Below are 18772 nucleotides of genomic sequence, written 5' to 3'. Positions count from 1 at the left end.
GTCGTTCTCCTCCGAAAAATGCCGCAGCCATGACGGCACGCGGTTCTGGATCGCGGGCGCGAGCGTCCGGATGGCGCGGGGCTTACTCGCCCTGGTTTCTCTTCTGATCCAGCATCACGGCACCGACGATCAGGGCACCCTTGAGAACCTGCTGGTAGTAGGATTGGATGCCCATCAGATCGAGGCCGTTGTTCATCACGCCGATGATCAGGGCGCCGATCAGCGTGCCGGTGATACGGCCGACGCCGCCGGACAGGCTGGTGCCGCCGATCACCACGGCGGCGATGGCATCAAGCTCGTAGGCGATGCCGGCTTGTGGCAAGGCGGAACCGGTGCGGGCCGCCAGCATCATGCCCGCCAGGCCTGAAAGTCCGCCGGAGATGACGTAGACACTGAAACGGATGCGGGCAACGTTGATGCCGGACGTCTTGGCGGCATGCGGGTTGCCGCCCACCGCATAGATGTAGCGGCCGAAGCGCGTACGGTTCAGCACCCACCAGGACAGGGCGAACACGACAGCGAGCAGCACGACCGGCGCAGGAATGCCGAACAGGTTGCCGGTGCCGATCCAGCGGAATTCAGGCGTGAGAGCGGGCACGGGCCGGCCTCCGCCATAGATGAGCGTCAGGCCCCGCGCTGCCGAAAGCATGCCGAGCGTGGCCACGAAGGCGGGGACGGCAAAGCGCGAGACGATGACACCGGCCACGGCGCCGCAGGCGATGCCGACGAGGAGGCCCGCCGCCAATGCGAGGTAGAACGGATAAGGCGCTCCCGGCAGGCCCGCCGTTGCCGAAGTGGTGGCGAAGCTGGCGGCAACGATGCCCGTCAGCGCCGCGACCGAGCCGACGGACAGATCGATCCCCCGCGTCAGGATGACGAAAGTCATGCCCACCGCCAGCACGCCATTGATGGCCGTCTGCAACAATACGTTGGAAATGTTGCCCGCGGTGAGAAAGTACTGGTTGGAGACCGAAAGGACCAAGGCAAGCAACAAGAAGGCGATGAAGATGCCATATTCCTGGATGATCAGCCGACGATGTTCCCTGCCGGGCCAGATGCTGGTCGAGGGATTCTGGTTAGCGGACACGTGGATTTCCTTCTTGTGCCGGGCGATACGCCAGGACGCCGATCTCAGGTGGAAAGATGCACGAGCGACTGCGCGTCGGTTTCTTCGCGCCGATGGATCCCGGCGGAGCGTCCTTGCCGCATCACCAGGATGCGGTCGGACATGCCGAGCACTTCATCTATTTCGGATGAGATCATCACGACCGTGCCGCCCGCCGCTGCGAAATCGCAGATGATGCGGTAGATCTCGCGCTTGGCGCCGACATCGACGCCACGCGTGGGCTCATCCAGCAGGAGAAGCTTGGGCTGGCGCAAGAACCACTTGCCGAGCACGACTTTTTGCTGGTTGCCACCGGATAGGCCGGAAACCGGCATGGTATCGCGCGCAGCCTTGATGCCGAAACGCGCGATCATGTCTGCCGAGGCGGCCCGTTCCTGCCGGCGCTGCATGGTAAAGCCCGGGCTCAGCTCCGGCAGGCTCGCCAGGCAGATGTTGTTGCGCACACTATCGGCGAGGTTGAGGCCGGTGAGCTTGCGGTCCTCGGTAACCAGCGCGATACCCGCGCGCATGGCATCGGCGGGACGGGAAATGGCCAGCTTCTCGCCGTCCAGGGCGATGCTGCCGGCCGTGGGCTTGTCCAGGCCAAACAGGCAGTCGAAGATCTCGGTGCGGCCTGACCCCATGAGACCGTAGATGCCGAAGATCTCGCCCCGTCGCACGGAGAATGAAATGTCGTCGATCTTGCCGGGCGCTGAGAGGCCGCTGACCTCGAAGCTGATCGTCTCGGCAGGACTGTTGGTCTTGACGTATTCTTCCCCGAGTTCCCGGCCGACGATCATGCGGATCAGGTCGGGGCGGGTGATATCGGCCAGGGCTCCGCTGCCGACATAGCTGCCGTCCCGGAAGACGGTATAGGAATCGGCGATCTGGAAGATCTCCGACAGCCTGTGGGAGACATAGACGACGCCCTTGCCGGCGGCCTTGAGCCGCTCGATGGCCGAGAACAGATGCTGGGCTTCCTTCTCGCCGATGGCGGAGGTCGGCTCGTCCATGAAGATGACCTCGGCATCGTGACTGAGCGCCTTGGCGATCTCCACGAGCTGCATCTGCGCCACCGAGAGATTCATCATGTATTGGCTGGCACGGATGTTGAAGCCGAGCTGGTCGAACAGCGCCTGGGCCTCCCGGTTCATCTTGCGGAAATCGATGCCGCCGAAGCGCGCCGACGGTTCGCGCCCGAGGAAGATGTTCTCGGCCGCCGTCATGTGGGGGACGGGGCTGAGCTCCTGTTCGATGATGGCGATGCCGGAGGCCAGCGCCTCGGCCGGACTGGAGAACTCCACGGCCTTGCCGCGCCGGCGGATCGCACCGGCGTCTCTGCGATGCAATCCCATCAGGATCTTCAGGAAGGTGGACTTGCCCGCGCCGTTGCCGCCGCACAGGGCATGGACGGAACCCGCATGGAGCTTGAAGGCGCCATTTCGCAAAGCAGCAACGCCGCCGAAGGACTTTTTGAGCCCTTCCACCTCAAGCAAGAGATCCACGCTTCCTCTCCTCATATGCGCTCGCCGCCTGGCCGGCGGGGCACGTCGACGTCACGAGATCCAAATCCGAGCATCGATATTGACAATTGTCAAATAAGGATCGACAAATGTCAAGAACTGCAAAACGAACAAGAGCCATGGCCGTCGGGCACCCGGCTTGCCTCGGGAGGGAACCACCAATGAAGATTGCGCTTGGCGCGGATGGCGCAGGCAGGCCCCTGCTTGAGGTCATCGCGGATCATCTGGCCGGTAGGGGCGACATTGCGGTTACGGATCTGAGCCGGCCGGGCTACTACGCGGACATCTCGAAGGTTCTCGCCGAAAGCGTGGTCAACGGCGAATATGATCGGGGGCTGTTGTTCTGCGGCACCGGAATCGGCGTGTCGATTTCAGCGAACAAAGTGCCAGGCATCCGCGCCGCCCTGACCCATGACACCTATTCAGCGGAACGAGCCGCAAAATCCAACAATGCTCAGATCATCACCATGGGCGCCCGTGTGATTGGCCCGGAACTGGCTAAAGCCATCGTCGACGTTTTCCTCGCATCCAGCTTCGATCCAAACGGGCCATCGGCGGACAACGTCAAAGCGATCGATCGTTTGGACGCGAGGAGGGGAGATGCCTCCAATACATGAGGCTGCTGCACCTCAGCGGGTGAGTTGACCCATCCGCATTTGTCATAGCGAACGATGGAGTGCGGCAATGGACTATTGCGCAATCGACAAAGAAGCTGCTCCGCCGGCGGAATTGGCCGGCCTCGCCGGTAAAACAGGCCCTTCGGAGACGGGAGGAAAAAGTGTCGTCATATAGCCTGAACCGGCAGGCGCCCTTTCTGCTGTTGATCAATTGCGCGGTGCTCGCAGCCGGGGCTCTGTTGGCGGGCTCCAGTTTCATCGACAGTTACAATCTGCAATCCATGGCGTCGCAGGTTCCCGAACTCGGCCTTCTGGCGCTGGGCGTCATGCTGGCCATGATCTCGGGCAATGGCGGCATCGATCTGTCGGGCATCGCCCTGGCGAACCTTGCCGGCATCGCAGCCTTTCAGGCGACAAGCCATTTCATCGTGGCCGATGACGCACCGCTGCTGTTCTTCTGGAGCTTCATCGGCCTGGCGCTTCTCGTGGGCCTGGTCGGCGGCTTCGTAAATGGCAGCGTGATCGCCTATGCGCGGCTCACACCCCTGATCGCCACACTGGGGACGCAGCTGCTGTTCACCGGCATTGCGGTGTTCCTGACCAACGGCTCCGCGATCACCATGGGCTTTATCGAGCCGCTGGATGATTTCGGCAACATGCCGGTACTCGGCATTCCCCTGTGCTTTGCGGTGTTTCTGGCAATTGCGGCTGGCCTGGCGTTTCTTTTGAAATATACGCCGTTTGGCATGAAACTCATGTTGCTTGGAAGTAATTCCAAGGCGGCACGGTATGGCGGCATCAATGAAAAGCGCATGCTGCTTGTTACCTATACCCTCTGCGGCGTGCTGTCTTCCGTTGCCGGCGTCATTATCGCGGCCCGCAATTCCTCGGTGAAATGGGACTATGGCGGCTCTTATGTGTTGATCGCCATTCTGATTGCCGTCTTGGCCGGCGTTAAGCCCGAAGGCGGATACGGCAAGGTGATCTGCGTGCTGCTGGCTGCGACGGCGCTGCAGATTCTATCGAGCCTGTTCAATTTCATGAACATTTCGAATTTCTTCCGAGACCTCGCCTGGGGCGTCTTGCTGTTGGCCCTCCTGGCCTTCTCGCGGGTGCATCTGGGCGCCTGGTTCGCGCCGAAGCGACGATAGCTCGGTTCGCGATCGGCTCGGCACCGTGAAGATCCCATAGGACCGGCAGTGCCGATCCCAAAAGACGATTTTGCTTAAAATGGAGGAAACTATGAGCAAAATTACCAAACTGGCAGCTTGTACGATGCTGGCAGGCGTGTTGATGGCCGGGGTTTCGTTCGCCCAGGACAAGCCATCCATCGTGACGGTGGTCAAAGTCACGGGCGAAAACTGGTTCATCCGCATGAACGAAGGCGTGGATGCGTTCGGCAAGGACAACCCAAGCATAAGCGCCAGCCAGATCGGCCCCGCCAAGGCAGACGCGGCTCAGCAGACCCGCATCATCGAAGATCTCGTCGCCAAGAAAGTGTCGGCGATCGCGGTCGTTCCAATGGACCCGTCGGCACTCGAAGGCGTCCTTCGCCGCGCTTCCCAGCGCGGGATCAAGGTCATCACCCATGAGGGGGACAGCCTCAAGAACACCGATGTCGACATCGAAGCCTTCGATAACAAGGCCTTCGGCGCGCGTATCAACGAAAAGCTCTCCGCCTGCATGGGCAAGTCGGGCAAATGGACGTCGTTCGTCGGTTCTTTGGGCAGCTTGACGCATAACCAGTGGGTCGATGCCGGCGCGGAAAACGCCAAGAAATATCCGGGCATGGAACTGGTTGCCGCCAAGAACGAATCCTTCAACGATGCCAATCGCGCCTACGAAAAGGCCAAGGAGATCCTGCGGAAATATCCGGACATCAAGGGGTTCCAGGGCTCCTCTGCCATTGACGTGATCGGCATCGGCCGGGCCGTGGAAGAGGCCGGCCTTCAGGGCAAGGTCTGCGTCTATGGCCTCGGCCTTCCCAAGGATACCGGACCCTATCTGGAAAGCGGCGCGGTCAATCAGATCTTCTTCTGGGACCCCAAGGATGCCGGCTACGTCATGAACAAGGTTTCCGAGATGGTCCTGAAGGGCGAGGAGATCAAAGACGGGGTCAATCTCGGCGTACCGGGCTACGAAAAGATGACCGTCATCAAGGGACCGGGCAAGGGCATCATCATGCAGGGCCAGGCCTGGGTTGATGTCGACAAGTCCAACTACAAGCAGTTCCCGTTCTGACAACGAGTATCGCTCACTGACGTGTCTTCCGACAGGCATCGATGCCGCGCCGGAAGGCGCGTCGGGGAGTTCTGGAGCAAAGCGCGTTCAAGCATGAACGCCTATATGCTCTATCTCTTTGTTTCGACGCGTCTTTGCGATTCTTGGTGCCTCCGTCTAGTCGCAAAACGCTATAGGATTTTTCCATGCACGCGACCGATCCTACGCCGCGCCCTTTGCCGCCGTTTCTCGAGGTCAGGAACGTCAGGAAATCTTTTGGCGGCGTCGTGGCGCTGAAGGATGTCAGCCTGACGATCGAGGCGGGGCAGATCTATCACCTGATGGGGGAGAATGGCTGCGGCAAGAGCACGCTGATCAAGATCCTTTCCGGCGCCCAGCCTGCCGATGAGGGGCAGATTCTGATCGATGGTCGGCCGACCGGAAGCAGGGCCGGAGATCTGGGCGCGATCGGGGCGCTGCGGGCCGGTATCGAGACGGTCTATCAGGACCTGTCGCTCCTCCCCAATCTCTCGGTTGCCGAGAACGTTGCGTTTACCGAGCAACTCGTCGAGGCGTCGGGGCGTCTGGCCCGCAGGCTGAACGTCACGGCACTTCATGAAACCGCGCGCCGGGCCTTGGCGGAGGTGCATCTTCCGACCGACGGTGATTTTCTCACGCGTCGCACGGATACGCTGCCGCTCGCGACGCGCCAGTTGATCGCCATCGCCCGCGCTGTCGCGTCCGAAGCACGCCTGGTCATCATGGACGAGCCAACGACATCGCTTACCCGGCAGGAAGTCGAAAACCTGCTTGGCGTTGTCGAGCGGCTGCGCACCAAAGGTGTCGCGGTCTTGTTCGTCACGCATAAGCTCGACGAGTGCAAACTGCTCGGGGGCCGCGCAATCATCATGCGCGACGGGCTGAAGGTCGCCGAACTCGACGTCGCCGATCACAGCAAGGCTGAATTCAGCCGGTGGATGACGGGCCGCGAAATCGGCGAGACGCGCTATCGCACCGATCCAAAGCTTGGCGACGTCCTGCTCCAGGTCGAGAATCTCGATGACGGCCGGGCTTTCCAGAATATCTCGCTGAGCGTGAGAAAGGGCGAGATATTGGGCGTCACGGGGCTGCTGGATTCCGGCCGCAACGAGCTGGCTCTCGCGCTGGCCGGCGTGAAGCCGGCGTTGAGCGGCCAGATACGCCTGGCCGGCAGGACGATCGCGCCCCAATCGGCGCTAGAGGCCATACAAAACGGCATTGGCTATGTTCCTGAAGACCGGCTTACCGAGGGCCTGTTTCTTGAAAAGTCGATCCAGGACAACATAACGCTGCCGATCCTGGATCGCCTGCGCAATGCGCTCGGCATCATCAGTTCTCGCAGGGCTCGCCGCACTGCGGAAACCAGCGTTGCCGACCTGCAGATCGTCGCGCCGGATGTAACGGTTCCGGTTCAATCCCTTTCCGGCGGCAACCAGCAAAGGGTGCTCATCGGGCGGTGGCTTACCATCAACCCGAAACTCCTCATCCTGCACGGGCCGACCGTTGGCGTGGATGTGGGATCGAAAGACACGATCTTCCGGATCATCCAGCGCCTGGCCGACGACGGCATGGGTGTCATCATCATCAGCGACGACTTGCCGGAGCTCTTGCAGAATTGTGATCGCATTCTCGTCATGCGTCACGGCTGCATCGTGGCTGCGCACAAGGCCGAAGGGCTGACCGAAGACGCGATCTATCAATCCATGGCCGGCACGTCGAAGGAGATTGCGCGATGACCGAGATTGCATCCGCGACCGGCGCCGCCTCCCAGCGCGGCGGCTTCTTGCGCCGCTGGTGGGACTTGATGGGCCGCCGGCCCGAGCTCTTCACCTTGCTGCTGACCATTGCGACCTGTTTGGTCGTGATCGCCGCCAATCCCGACTTCCTCCAGATGAGCAATATCGTCGACATATTGCGTGCGTCGGTGGTGCGCGGGCTGTTTGCGATGGGGGTGCTGGTCGTGCTGGCGTCCGGGGGCATCGACGTATCGTTCACGGCGATTGCCGCCTTCGTGATGTATGTCCTGACCATGGTCGTCACGAACTGGTTCCCGGGCATGCCGATGACGGTGATCTTGATCCTTGCCGCCCTCGGCGGTGCGGCCTTTGGAATCGTAAACGGAGTGCTCGTTCAAAAACTCCAGGCGCCGTCGCTGATCGTTACGATCGGCACCCAATATGTCATCCGCAGTTTCCTGCTGACATTCATCGGGACTGCCCTGTTCATGAACATCCCGTCCGCGATGGATGCTTTCGGCAAGGCCTCGCTGTTCACCCATCGCGCCTCCAATGGCGTTGTGTCCGTGTTGCCGGCGACCGTTCTGGTTCTGGCCGTTGCCGCTATCGTCACGTGGTACATCCTCGAGCGTACGCTGATGGGCCGCGCCATCTTCGCCATCGGCGGCAATTCTGCGATTGCCGAACGCCTGGGTATCAATCTGTTTCGCGTGCGGGTGTTCGTGTTTGCCTATGCCGGGCTGCTCGCCGGCATTGCCGGTGTGATCCATGTCTCGAGCAACCGCCTCGCCAATCCATTCGATCTTGCCGGCATGGAGCTTGAAATCATCGCGGCCGTCGTTCTGGGCGGCGCCCGCATCACGGGCGGCTCCGGATCGGTGATCGGGACGCTGCTCGGCGTGCTCTTGATAACGCTGGTCAGCAACGTGCTGATCTTCGTGGGTATTCCAAGCACGCTGCAACTGGCCATCGTCGGCATTTTCATCCTGATCGCAGGAACCATTTTCGCCCTGCGCAATCGCAGTTAGCGGCGCCTGCGGCGCTGCGATCGGGGGCGCCAGCCAATCACGTGTCTTGTTTCAAGAGGTTTCCATGTCTCATGATGTATCGGTCATCGGGCTGTATATTCTCGACGTGCTCGGGCGGCCGGTTGATGCCATTCCAGCCGGCGGCAATGTGGAGTTCATTGACGAAATCAGGCTGACGGTTGCGGGTACCGCCGGTGGAACGGTGGTGGATCTTGCAAAGCTCGGGCTGAATTGCCTTGCGGTCGGTGCCGTGGGCGATGACGAGAAAGCAGATTTCGTTCTTGCAACACTTCAGCGTTTCGGCGTCGATACGGCCCAGATGCAGCGCCTGGCGGGCGTGCCGACATCGGCGACCATTTTGAATATCCGGCGCAATGGCGACCGACCGGCGCTCCATGCGCGAGGGGCTTCCGATCATTTTGAGGTCGCCGAGAGCAACCTTGATGCAGTGCTGGCTCCGCCGATCATTCACCTGGGTGGTACCGGATTGCTGGCCAAGCTTGACGGCGAGCCGAGCCGCAAATTGCTGGCCGAGGCAAAAGCGCGCGGGCGCACGACAACGTTTGACCTGCTCGGCGCCAATGACGGCACGCTCGATCTTATCGCGCCCCTGTTTCCCCATATCGACTACTTCATGCCCTCCATCGAGGAGGCGCGGCAGATTTCCGGTACGTCCGGTATCGAGAGTTCGGGCCGGTTCTTTCTCGATCGCGGCGTGAAACACTGCGTATTCACGCTGGGTGGCGATGGCGTGTGCTTCATGGACGCTCACGGCGAGATCGTTCGCCAACCGGCTTTCCAGATCGAGGTGGTGGACACGACCGGGTGCGGCGATGCGTTCGATGCCGGTTTCATCACGGCCCTGCATCGCAGGATGGATCTGAAAACAGCGTTGAACTTTGCCCAGGCATCGGCGGCATTGGTGGCGACGGGGCTCGGCTCCGATGCAGGTATTCGGTCGTTCGAGGACACCTTGGCCTTCATGAACACCATGCCGATCAAACACTGAAACTGAAAAGGAAGCGTGCCGGGAATCCGGCCCTTTACGACCTCCGAAGCCGACGGCCGCCTCGGGCAAGAATGTGCCTCGTTCGGAAGAGCAGGGGTGTTTGCCGAAAGGCTGGCCGCCAGGCTCGGATCCTCGCCATCGAGGATCCGCAGGCCGTCTGCTCCGCGCCTGCCGTACGGCCGGGCGATATGACCCCGGTCAACGGCCGGCGTCGGATTGAAACGGTCTCGAAGCATCCGGCGCCGAGAGCAAAGCGTGATTTCTTCGAATCGCACTTTCTCACTAGCTCTTTGTTTTGACGCGTTTTCTTAATCGAAAAGTCTGTCAATTTTTCTGGAAAACGCTCCAGCCCGAGCAAGTCCGGCGAACGCGAACTTTCGCAACATTTCCAGAGCCTTGGCATGGACGTCTCGTGGCGTTGCCGCATCGATGGCGGCGCCGAGAACAGGACTCCAGCTTGGCACTTCGTGTCCGCTCTCCATGGCGCCAGCCCGTCTGGGAAAACGTCAAACGCCGCTGCAAGGCCGCGGGGAGAGCGAGCCGATCCTTCGCCAAATCCTGCAACTCGACGACCCGGGCTTTCCTGCCGCGTGGCGCCTGATGGCTCCCCCGGACACCTCTATCGATGCGCTTCTATAACTCTTGTAAAAATGAAAATACATGTGTATCGATTGCTGAAGGCGGCCGGAACTGACTGCAGTCAGACGGCACGCCGCAGGCGGATTTGCCCTGCCTGTCGACCATAGAGGGAGGACTCCATGAATAAGCTCGCGACGCTGATCGCATGTGCCGCTTTCGCGCTGCCCGCTGCAGCCCTGGCCCAAAGCGCGCCCGGTACCGTCAAGAAGGACAGCTATCGCTTTGTCATCGTGCCGAAGGTCGTCCATCCCTGGTTCGACAAGGTAAACCAGGGCGCCCAGCAGGCCGCGGCGGCATTGAAGGCGCAAACGGGCGCCAATGTCGAAATCGTCTATTCCGCTCCGCAGTCCGCGGATGTCGTGCAACAGAACCAGATCCTGGACAGTGCGCTCGCCACGCATCCCGATGGCCTGGCGATCGATCTTCTGGATCCTTCGGGCAATCGTGCTTCGCTGGAAGAAGCCCAGGGCCAGAAGATCCCGCTCGTCCTGTTCGATTCCGTGCCGCCCGAAGGCATGTCGATCACCCATATCGGATCGGATTTCTGTGAGCAGGCCAAGATCGCTTCGCGTCGTCTCGTCGAACTTCTCGGCGGCAAGGGTGAAGTCGCCATCATGATGGGCGTGCCGACGGCGCCCAATCATGCGATCCGGGCTGATTGCCATCGCAAGGTGTTCGCCGAAAATCCCGGCATCAAGGTTGTGGCCGAAGGGATCGACAACGACAGCATTCAGACGGCGCAGCAGCAGGCCGCTGCCATCATGCAGGCGCATCCCGATCTCAAGGGCTGGGTTGCCTCCGATGCCGCGGGGCCGATCGGCATCGGCCAGGCCATCGTCGAAGCTGGCAAACAGGGCAAGGTCACGCTTGTCGGGCTCGATAACCTGCCGGAAATGCTCGACATGATCCGCACCGGCGTTGCGGAGAGTTCTTCGGCGTCGCAGCCTGAACTGCAGGGTTACTGGTCGGTGATGATGCTGTGGGCCAAGGCGACCGGGGCGCCCGTTCCCGATTTCATCGACACCGGCAACGCCTTCCTGACCAAGCAGAACGTGGGCGGCTGAGTATCTCGCACAAAGAGTAGACAGGCGCGGGCTCCTTTGCCCGCGCCTTATTCGTCCAAAGTGAAAGACTTGGTCCATGGCCTATCTTGAAACCACCGGACTGGGCAGGGACTTTCCCGGCGTGACTGCGCTCAATGCTGTTGATCTCAAGGTCGAGCTCGGGCGCACACATATCCTGGCCGGCGAAAACGGGGCCGGCAAATCGACCCTGGTCAAGATTCTCACCGGCGCGGAACACCCCTCGCGGGGGACCATCAGGATCGATGGCCGCGATCCCGCCGAAGAGCCCTCCCTCTATCGAAATATCGCCTATGTGCCTCAGGAGCTCACGCTGTTTCCCCAGATGAGCGTTGCTGAGAACCTCTTCATGCCCCTGAACCGCACGGGTCATGGCGGCATGCTGTTCAACCGTCGTGCCTTGATGACGGAGGCGCAGGCCTATCTCGACCGTTTTGGCATCGAGGCTCGCCCTCAGGATCTGGTGGCCAATATCTCGGTCTCGGATCAGCAACTGCTGCAGATCGCGCGCGCTTCCACGAACAAGGATATGAAGGTTCTCATCCTCGATGAGCCGACTTCCGCGCTGACCGGTGTGGAGGTCGAGCGGGTCTTCAAGGTCATGCGCGGCTTCCTCGATCGCAACCATGCGATCGTCTTCATCAGCCATAAGATGGACGAGGTTTTCGCCATCGGCGACGACTATACGGTGCTGCGCAACGGCGAGAAAATCGAAAGCGGACGGATCGCCGATATTTCGGAGCCGGATCTCATACGCGCCATGTCCGGCCGTCATTTGGCGCTGGACGAGCATTTTCGTCCCGAGGGCCATGCGACCGATACGATCATGGAAGTCAGGGGGCTGACCGGCCCGCGTTTCAGCGACATCTCATTCGATCTTCGCCGCGGCGAAATCCTCGGTTTCGCCGGCCTGGTCGGGGCAGGGCGCTCCGAAATCATGCAAACCATCTTCGGGTATCGCAAGGCGAGCGCCGGCAAGGTCATGGTTGCCGGCAAGGACTGGCGGCTCAACGATACGTCCCGCTCCGTCGAGGCGGGCATGCTCTATCTGTCCGAGGAGCGCAAGCTTCACGGCATATTCCCGCAGCTGTCGTTGCGCGAGAATGTCGGTATCTCGATCCTGTCTCTCACCGTCGGCCCCTTGGGCATCAGCCAGAAGCGAGAGCGCAGTGCAGTCCAGACCATCATCGACGACTACGGCATCCGCACCGCCGGCATGGGCAAGCGTATCTCGCATCTGTCGGGCGGCAATCAGCAAAAGGCGATCATCGGCCGCGCTTTGGCCACGCGGCCGCAGATCCTGATTTTCGATGAGCCGACCAAGGGCATCGACATTCGCACCAAGACGGAAATCTACCGGATCATGAAGAGGCTGGCCGAGGAAGGCGTCGGCGTCATCCTCATTTCGTCCGAGATCGCCGAACTGCGCAAATGTGCCAACCGCATCATAACCATGCATAACGGGCGCCTGACCGGTCAATATGTCACGGCCGACACGGCCACGGAAACGCTGGTGGGCGCCATATTTGGAACCGAGATGAACGCCGATGTCGTCTAAATCACTTGCCACGGTCCTGCGCGATCCGCTCGCGGGAGTCCTTGCGGCCCTTGCGGTCATCTTCGCCTTGTCGGCGATCGTCTCACCTTATTTTCTCACCTCCTACAACATGTCCGTGGTGGCGCGCGGCATCGCCTTCGTCGGGCTCATCACCATCGCGCAGTCCATGCTGATGGTGCTTGGCGAGCTCGACCTGTCGCTGGGCGTGATAGGCGGCCTCTGCGGGATCGCCTCCGGCGTCCTGATGATGAAGTTCGGTATCGAGCCCTATACGGCAATGGTGCTCGCCATCGCGCTTGGCGCGACCCTGGGGTTTGCCAACGGGCTGCTCGTTACCGGCTTGCGGCTGCACTCGCTCGTCCTGACGATCGGCACGGCGGGCATTTACGGTGGCGCGAATCTGGTCCTGACGCGCGGCGTTGCCATCACCGGCATCCCGCAGCACATCCAATATCTCGGCCGCGGCGACGTCTTCGGCGTCCCCGTTCCCTTCGCGGCGATGATCGGCGCCCTCCTCGTCGCCACCTTCGTCATGGTGAAGACGCCGTTCGGCCGCTACATGTATGCGATCGGCAACAACCGGAGCGCCGCGCGCATGCTCGGGATCCGTGTCGACCTCGTCCGGCTGATCGTGTTCGTGGCGGCCGGCGCTCTCGCGGCGCTGGCGGGCGTCCTCATGGTGGCCCGCCTGGGAACGGCCCAGCCATCCATCGGCGATACCTGGGTGCTGGCACCCATCGCGGCTTGCGTGATCGGCGGCGTCGCCACCACGGGCGGCGTGGGCAGCCCCATCGGAGCCATTTTCGGCGCCGGCATCATTGCCATCATCGAAAACATCATCGTCCTGTTTGGCGTATCGCCCTACTGGCAGGGCATTGTCTCGGGTGCGATCGTCGTGCTGGCAATTTCCTTTGATGCCATCTCTCGTCGCTATCTGCGCGGCGAAGCTGCTTGAACGGACATGATTGAAGAATTCGCGGAACAAGAAACGATGAACGAACAAGTCTCCACCAAGAAGCTGATCAACGCGCCCGACCAGATCATCCAGGAAATGATCGAGGGCATGACCGGCGCACATCCCGACCTGCTGCGCGTGGAAGGAGAAACGGGCCGCGCCATCGTCGCCGTGGACGGACCGCGCGCGGGCAAGGTCGGCATCGTGATCGGTGGGGGATCCGGCCATGAGCCTGCCTTCGCGGGCTATGTGGGGCGCGGCCTGGCGGATGCCGCAGCGGTGGGCAATGTCTTCGCCTCTCCATCCCCGGCGCACATCGTCGAAGCGGCGCACGCTGCCGATGGGGGCGCCGGCGTGCTGCTGCTCTATGGCAACTATACCGGTGACGTGCTGAACTTCACCATGGCCGCGGAGGAACTGGCCGGGGAAGGTATGAATGTGCGCCAGGTCGCGGTGGCGGACGACGTGGCTTCTGCACCACCCGAACGCAAGAACGAGCGGCGCGGCATTGCCGGCGATTTCTTCGTGTTCAAGATCGCCGGCGCTGCGGCCGACCTCGGCGAGCCCCTCGCGCGCGTGGAAGCGCTTGCCCGCGCGGCGAATGACGCAACCTGCTCCATGGGTGTGGCGCTCAGTCCTTGCTCCCTGCCGCAAACAGCCAAGCCCAATTTCACCATCGGTGCCGAAGACATGGAAATCGGCATGGGCTTGCATGGCGAACCGGGCATTCGGCGCCAGAAATTGGCGACGGCCGATGTCGTCACCGACGAGTTGATGGACAATCTGGCCAGGGAGCTTTCGCTCGCGCAAGGAGACCGCGTCAGCGTCCTGGTCAATGGCCTCGGCGCAACATCACAAATCGAATTGTATGTGATGTTCCGGCGCGTCAAGCAGCGCCTCGATGCCCTCGGCGTGAGGATCCACGCATCCTGGGTAGGCGAATACGCGACGTCGCTGGAAATGGCAGGTGCCTCGGTGACGCTGTTGAAGCTCGACGACACGCTTCAGGCCCTGCTTGACCATCCCTGCCGGACTTTGGCCCTGACCGTCGGCGCAACGGATCCGGTCGCCGAGAAGGGCGCGGTGCGGCGCCAGCCGGAACGGACGGCCGATCGGGACGCGACGCCAACGGAAGCCGCTCGCGAACTCATCGCCGATGGCGACATCACGCCTGCCCTGTTCCGGGCCATGATGCAGAATGTCGGCAACCAGATCATCGCGGAAAAGGATTGGCTCTCCGAGCTCGACGGCGTCATTGGCGACGGAGACCACGGCGTCACCATGGAGGTCGGCTGGCGCGCCGTGCAGAAGGCCCTCGACGAAGGGCCGGACAATGAGGCGATCGAGGGCATATGCAAGCGCATGGCCAAGGCCTTTCTCGATGCCGTCGGTGCTTCTTCGGGCCCGCTTTACGCAACCGCTTTCCTGCGGGCCGGCACGGCTGTCGGCAACCGTCTCAATCTCGATTCCGAGGCCTTGGCGGCCTGGCTTTCCGCGGCCTGCCAGGGGATTCGGGATCGTGGGCGCGCCGAACCGGGCGACAAGACTATGATCGATGCCTGGTTACCCGCCGTCTCCGCGGCGCTGGAGCGAGCACGGGAAAAAGGCTCGACACTCGATATCCTGATCGCCGCCAGAGACGGCGCCAAGGATGGCATGGAGGCGACGGCTGCAATGGAGGCCCGACGCGGCCGTGCAGCCAAGCTCGGAAAGCGCTCGATGGGGCATATCGATCCGGGTGCGGCGTCGACCTATGTCATGCTGAGGGCCATGTCCGAAGCGCGCCAGCGCGCCCTCCGCTGAGGGCCGACGGAGCGGTGCGCACGCCAGGATCCGCCTGGCCGAAGAGTTGGAAGGTGCGGAACCTTTGCCGCTGCCGGGCTTGCCCCGGCGGCCTTGCGGGTACCGTCTGGACAAACGTCGCAGCAGCGAGATCTCGCACGAGCTGAATATCTGCCGTCTTCGTGACGGCCGGGCGCTAGCGTGGCCCCTGTAGCAGAGCTCGGGCAACCGATTCACTGGTTACGAGGCGGTTGACATATCCAGCCCGCAGGATTGCCCGGATAATCGGGATCTTGTCCGTGCCGCCCGAAACGAGCACCGAGATCGGCTTTATCTTGAGCTTGTCCGGCGGCAGGGCGATGATCGACTCGTTGAGAAAGTGGTCGACGGGGCGGCCCTGGTAATCCAGGAAGCACCCCATGAATTCGCCGACGGCGCCCAGATTGAGAATGGCATCGAGATGATCCTTCACGACCCGTATCTGCGTGAGCGACGTGTCATGCGATAGCGGGCCACAGGAAACGAGGCCGATGTCGGCGATTTCCGTGCGTGCCAGGACGTCGGTCAACTCCTCGTTCAGGAGGACCGCATCGCGGCTTTCCGGATTGGCGCAATAGATCGGTGCCGTCAAATAGTGGCATTCCACGCCGAGGGAACGGGCGAAGGCCGTCGCCACTTCGAAGGTATTCGTCGACGAGCCGCTGGTAACGCCGCCCGTCAGTCCGACCACCCAGCTCGTCGGCCGCAGTTTCGCCGTCAACGCACGCACCGCATAGCTCAGCGTGCGGCCCGAACCGATGCCCACGCCCATGTCCTGGCCATTGATCAGGGAACTGGCGAGCATGCCGGCCGCCTCGCCGATGACACGCTTCTGCTCGAGATAGTCCGCCACGTCCGGCACCACGACCGACTCGACCAGGCCGTATCGTGCCGAGACCCTCTCCGCGAGATCGATGCAGTCGCTCAGCGGCAAGCCGACACGGATCTGCACCTTGCCTGTATCCCGGACCTGGCCGATGATCTTGTTCACCTTCAGCCGGGTGATGTTCATGCGCTCGGCGATTTCCTGCTGGGTCTGGCCGCCCACGAAATAGAGCCAGGCCACGCGGGCGCGCTCGAGCTCCTCGGCAAGATTCGCCCCGGCTGGCATGGTGTCTTCGATCTCGCTGCTGGGCACGGATTGGTCCTGTAGAATGGGGCATTCGGTATAGCCGTGTGGCATGAGCCGTTGCAAACCTTGTCACAGGCGATCCAGTGCCGAAACAGGGTTTTCGCTCCTTTCTATCGATGCATCGCCCGGCCTAGCGCAACCTTTGCCGCCCAATATGCCGCCTTGCACGACGCGTTCCACGCCGAACGCCCCGCCCCAGGGAAAGACCGTCGATCGGGTTGGTAACGAAGGGTCAGCGATCTGGCTGTCAGAGCTGCAGCACATTCGCGCCGATCGCAGGATCGAGCGCGCGCTCCAGTCGCGTGGGAAAGACCGACACCCGGATCTCCAGCGAGCCACGGCCGACCTCGAGCGCGAGCAGATGGCCGCCGAAGGCATGGAAGTTGTCATCCGCCGCCACGCCATGGGCATGGATCGCGGGCTTGCCATCCTTCCACGCCAAGGTTCCGGTCATGTTGGCGAGCTCGAGATTCTCGATGGTTTTCGGACGATAGGCCTTGTCGTCGAAATCGAAGAACCCGAAGGTCGCCTGCCGGAGAAATCCGAAGCCGACAAAGCTGGCAGCCGGAACCGCTTTCTCCTTCATCAGGGCCTCGAGCCGCGCGAAGACGTCGTCGCCCTGCCGCAGGACCATGAAATAGCCGTCCGGCGTCTGAATGTAGCGCTTGTGCTCGATCATCCCGGACCTCCTGAACCGTTGCTGCAGGCTGGTCGCGCCGTCGGCGCCACGCCTGCCGCCCCTATGATGCAGCCAGCGGCTGCAGGCTGCCTTCCAGGCGGAAGAACGTGCCATCCGGCGTCGTGAAAAAGGCGAGCGAGCGCCCCGCCTCGAAGTCGTCGATGTGGACGACCGTGGAGCCGTCGGCCTCCTGCCAGGAGATGGCATAGGACTGTCCGGATAGATGCCGCCACTCGAAGCCGACGGTCGCTCTGTTGCCGGTCAGCGGGCCCTTGGTGATCTCATAGTGGAGCGAAGGGGCATCCGCCGCATAGGCATTGGTGGCGACGAGGTCGCCGTAGTCGACCTCGAAACGCTGCCCGGCCAGGGGAAATGCGATAGGGTTCATTTGGTTTCACCTTTGTGAGCGTTGCTTCAGGCCTGGCAGGCGAGGGGCGCCCGCGTCCGGCCGAGCCACACCAGCGCCAGGCCGGCCGCGGCAAGCGCGCCGCCGGCGACGGGAACCGCCGCGTAGCCCAAGCCAAGGCTGATGACGCCGCCGCCGACAGCCGCCCCGACCGCATTGCCGAGATTGAAGGCGCCGACATTGATGGAGGAGGCCAGGCCCGGTGCTTCCGCCGCCGCCTGCATGACCCGCATCTGTACGGGCGGGACGATGGCGAAGGTTGCAGCGCCCCAGGCAAGCAGCCCGATCGCCGCCCCGACATGGCTCGTCAGCACCAGGGGCAGCAGCACCATGATGAGCGCGAGGGCGGCGAGGAAGATCTTGGTGGCACCATCGAGCGACCAGTCGGCGAGCCGCCCGCCCAGGCCGTTGCCGAGGGTGAAGCCGACACCGATCAGGACGAGCGCAAGCGTGACGAAGGTATCCGAGGCGCCGGTGAGGTCCGCCAGCACCGGCGCGACATAGGTGTAGAGCGTGAACATGGCGCCGGCACCCATCACGGTCGTCGCCATCGCCAGCAGGACGGCCGGCCGGCTGAGCACGCCGAGTTCGCGCTTGACGTCAGGCACTCTGCCGGGCTCGCCCTTGGGCAGCGCCAGCCAGAGCGAGGCGATGGCGAGGAGGCCGAGTACTGCCGTACCGGCGAAGGCCATGCGCCAGCCGATCTGCTGGCCGATCCAGGTGGCCGCGGGCACGCCGCCGATATTGGCGATCGTCAGCCCCATGAACATGGTCGCGACCGCGCTCGCCTGCTTCTCCTTGGGCACGACACTGGCGGCAACCACGGCACCGAGGCCGAAGAAGGCGCCATGGTTGAGGCTGGTGACCAGCCGCGCGAGCAGCAGGGTGGTATATCCCGGTGCGAGCGCCGACAGGATGTTGCCGACGGTGAAAATGCCCATCAGCAGCATCAGGGCGGTGCGCTTGCCGAAGCGGCTGAAGGCGAGCGTCATGATCGGAGCGCCCAGCATCACGCCGATCGCATAGGCGCTGACGAGCATGCCCGCCGTCGGGATCGAAACACCGACGCCGTCGGCGATGACGGGCAGCAGGCCCATGGGCGTGAATTCGGTCGTCCCGATGCCGAAGGCGCCGATGGCTAGGGCGAGCAGGGGCCAGTTGAACCCCTGCCGGAGTGCACCGCTTGAAGCGGCCGAACCGTTCGTGTTCATCATCGTCCCTCC

The 18772-nt window shown here is 62.5% G+C and carries 16 protein-coding genes; 10 read left to right on the top strand and 6 right to left on the bottom strand.

The window, feature by feature from the left end:
• Positions 1 to 82 precede the first annotated feature (82 nt).
• Both BA190_RS01640 and BA190_RS01635 read right to left on the bottom strand, forming a co-directional pair.
• On the bottom strand, positions 83 to 1087 hold the full coding sequence (locus BA190_RS01640; protein ID WP_068281682.1) for an ABC transporter permease: 1005 nt from the start codon (positions 1085 to 1087) through the stop codon (positions 83 to 85).
• 44 nt (positions 1088 to 1131) lie between these two features.
• Positions 1132 to 2610, bottom strand: a complete 1479-nt coding sequence (locus BA190_RS01635; protein ID WP_068281680.1) for a sugar ABC transporter ATP-binding protein — start codon at positions 2608 to 2610, stop codon at positions 1132 to 1134.
• Positions 2611 to 2789: 179 nt separating this feature from the next.
• Here BA190_RS01635 and BA190_RS01630 point away from each other — a divergent pair, with 179 nt between their 5' ends.
• From BA190_RS01630 to dhaL, 10 genes are all read left to right on the top strand, one after another.
• A complete protein-coding gene (locus tag BA190_RS01630) occupies positions 2790 to 3245 on the top strand; it encodes an RpiB/LacA/LacB family sugar-phosphate isomerase (RefSeq protein ID WP_068281679.1) in 456 nt (151 codons plus the stop codon).
• Positions 3246 to 3406: 161 nt separating this feature from the next.
• Complete coding sequence (locus tag BA190_RS01625) at positions 3407 to 4396, top strand: ABC transporter permease (RefSeq protein ID WP_068281677.1); 990 nt, start codon at positions 3407 to 3409, stop codon at positions 4394 to 4396.
• Between the two features lie 91 nt (positions 4397 to 4487).
• On the top strand, positions 4488 to 5486 hold the full coding sequence (locus BA190_RS01620) for an autoinducer 2 ABC transporter substrate-binding protein (protein ID WP_068281676.1): 999 nt from the start codon (positions 4488 to 4490) through the stop codon (positions 5484 to 5486).
• Positions 5487 to 5671: 185 nt separating this feature from the next.
• Positions 5672 to 7240: a sugar ABC transporter ATP-binding protein gene (locus BA190_RS01615; protein WP_068281675.1), complete on the top strand. Its 1569-nt coding sequence runs from the start codon at positions 5672 to 5674 to the stop codon at positions 7238 to 7240.
• A complete protein-coding gene (locus BA190_RS01610; protein ID WP_068281673.1) occupies positions 7237 to 8268 on the top strand; it encodes an ABC transporter permease in 1032 nt (343 codons plus the stop codon). The genes BA190_RS01615 and BA190_RS01610 overlap by 4 nt, the downstream gene beginning before the upstream one ends.
• Before the next feature lie 64 nt (positions 8269 to 8332).
• Complete coding sequence (locus BA190_RS01605; protein ID WP_068281671.1) at positions 8333 to 9277, top strand: carbohydrate kinase family protein; 945 nt, start codon at positions 8333 to 8335, stop codon at positions 9275 to 9277.
• A gap of 758 nt (positions 9278 to 10035) precedes the next feature.
• Entirely contained in the window at positions 10036 to 10980 is a 945-nt protein-coding gene (locus BA190_RS01600) for a substrate-binding domain-containing protein (protein WP_068281669.1), read from the top strand.
• Positions 10981 to 11056: 76 nt separating this feature from the next.
• Positions 11057 to 12556: a sugar ABC transporter ATP-binding protein gene (locus tag BA190_RS01595; protein WP_068281667.1), complete on the top strand. Its 1500-nt coding sequence runs from the start codon at positions 11057 to 11059 to the stop codon at positions 12554 to 12556.
• Positions 12546 to 13511 carry an ABC transporter permease gene (locus BA190_RS01590; protein WP_068281665.1) on the top strand — a complete coding sequence of 322 codons (966 nt, stop codon included), beginning with the start codon at positions 12546 to 12548 and terminating at the stop codon, positions 13509 to 13511. The genes BA190_RS01595 and BA190_RS01590 overlap by 11 nt, the downstream gene beginning before the upstream one ends.
• Before the next feature lie 36 nt (positions 13512 to 13547).
• Positions 13548 to 15314, top strand: a complete 1767-nt coding sequence (dhaL, locus tag BA190_RS01585; RefSeq protein ID WP_068281931.1) for a dihydroxyacetone kinase subunit DhaL — start codon at positions 13548 to 13550, stop codon at positions 15312 to 15314.
• 175 nt (positions 15315 to 15489) lie between these two features.
• Here the strand turns inward: dhaL and BA190_RS01580 are convergent, their stop codons facing one another.
• From BA190_RS01580 to BA190_RS01565, 4 genes are all read right to left on the bottom strand, one after another.
• Complete coding sequence (locus BA190_RS01580) at positions 15490 to 16470, bottom strand: sugar-binding transcriptional regulator (RefSeq protein WP_245314487.1); 981 nt, start codon at positions 16468 to 16470, stop codon at positions 15490 to 15492.
• 241 nt (positions 16471 to 16711) lie between these two features.
• Complete coding sequence (locus BA190_RS01575; protein ID WP_245314486.1) at positions 16712 to 17143, bottom strand: PPC domain-containing DNA-binding protein; 432 nt, start codon at positions 17141 to 17143, stop codon at positions 16712 to 16714.
• A 61-nt stretch (positions 17144 to 17204) separates the two neighbouring features.
• Positions 17205 to 17531, bottom strand: a complete 327-nt coding sequence (locus BA190_RS01570) for an adenylate cyclase (RefSeq protein WP_068281663.1) — start codon at positions 17529 to 17531, stop codon at positions 17205 to 17207.
• A gap of 26 nt (positions 17532 to 17557) precedes the next feature.
• On the bottom strand, positions 17558 to 18760 hold the full coding sequence (locus BA190_RS01565; protein WP_068281923.1) for an MFS transporter: 1203 nt from the start codon (positions 18758 to 18760) through the stop codon (positions 17558 to 17560).
• Between the last annotated feature and the right edge of the window lie 12 nt (positions 18761 to 18772).

The sequence above is a fragment of the Labrys sp. WJW genome, from assembly GCF_001676615.1.
Classification (GTDB): domain Bacteria; phylum Pseudomonadota; class Alphaproteobacteria; order Rhizobiales; family Labraceae; genus Labrys; species Labrys sedimenti.
The sequence above is the reverse complement of the archived record's forward strand: the minus strand, read 5'-3'. Positions and strand labels throughout refer to the sequence as shown.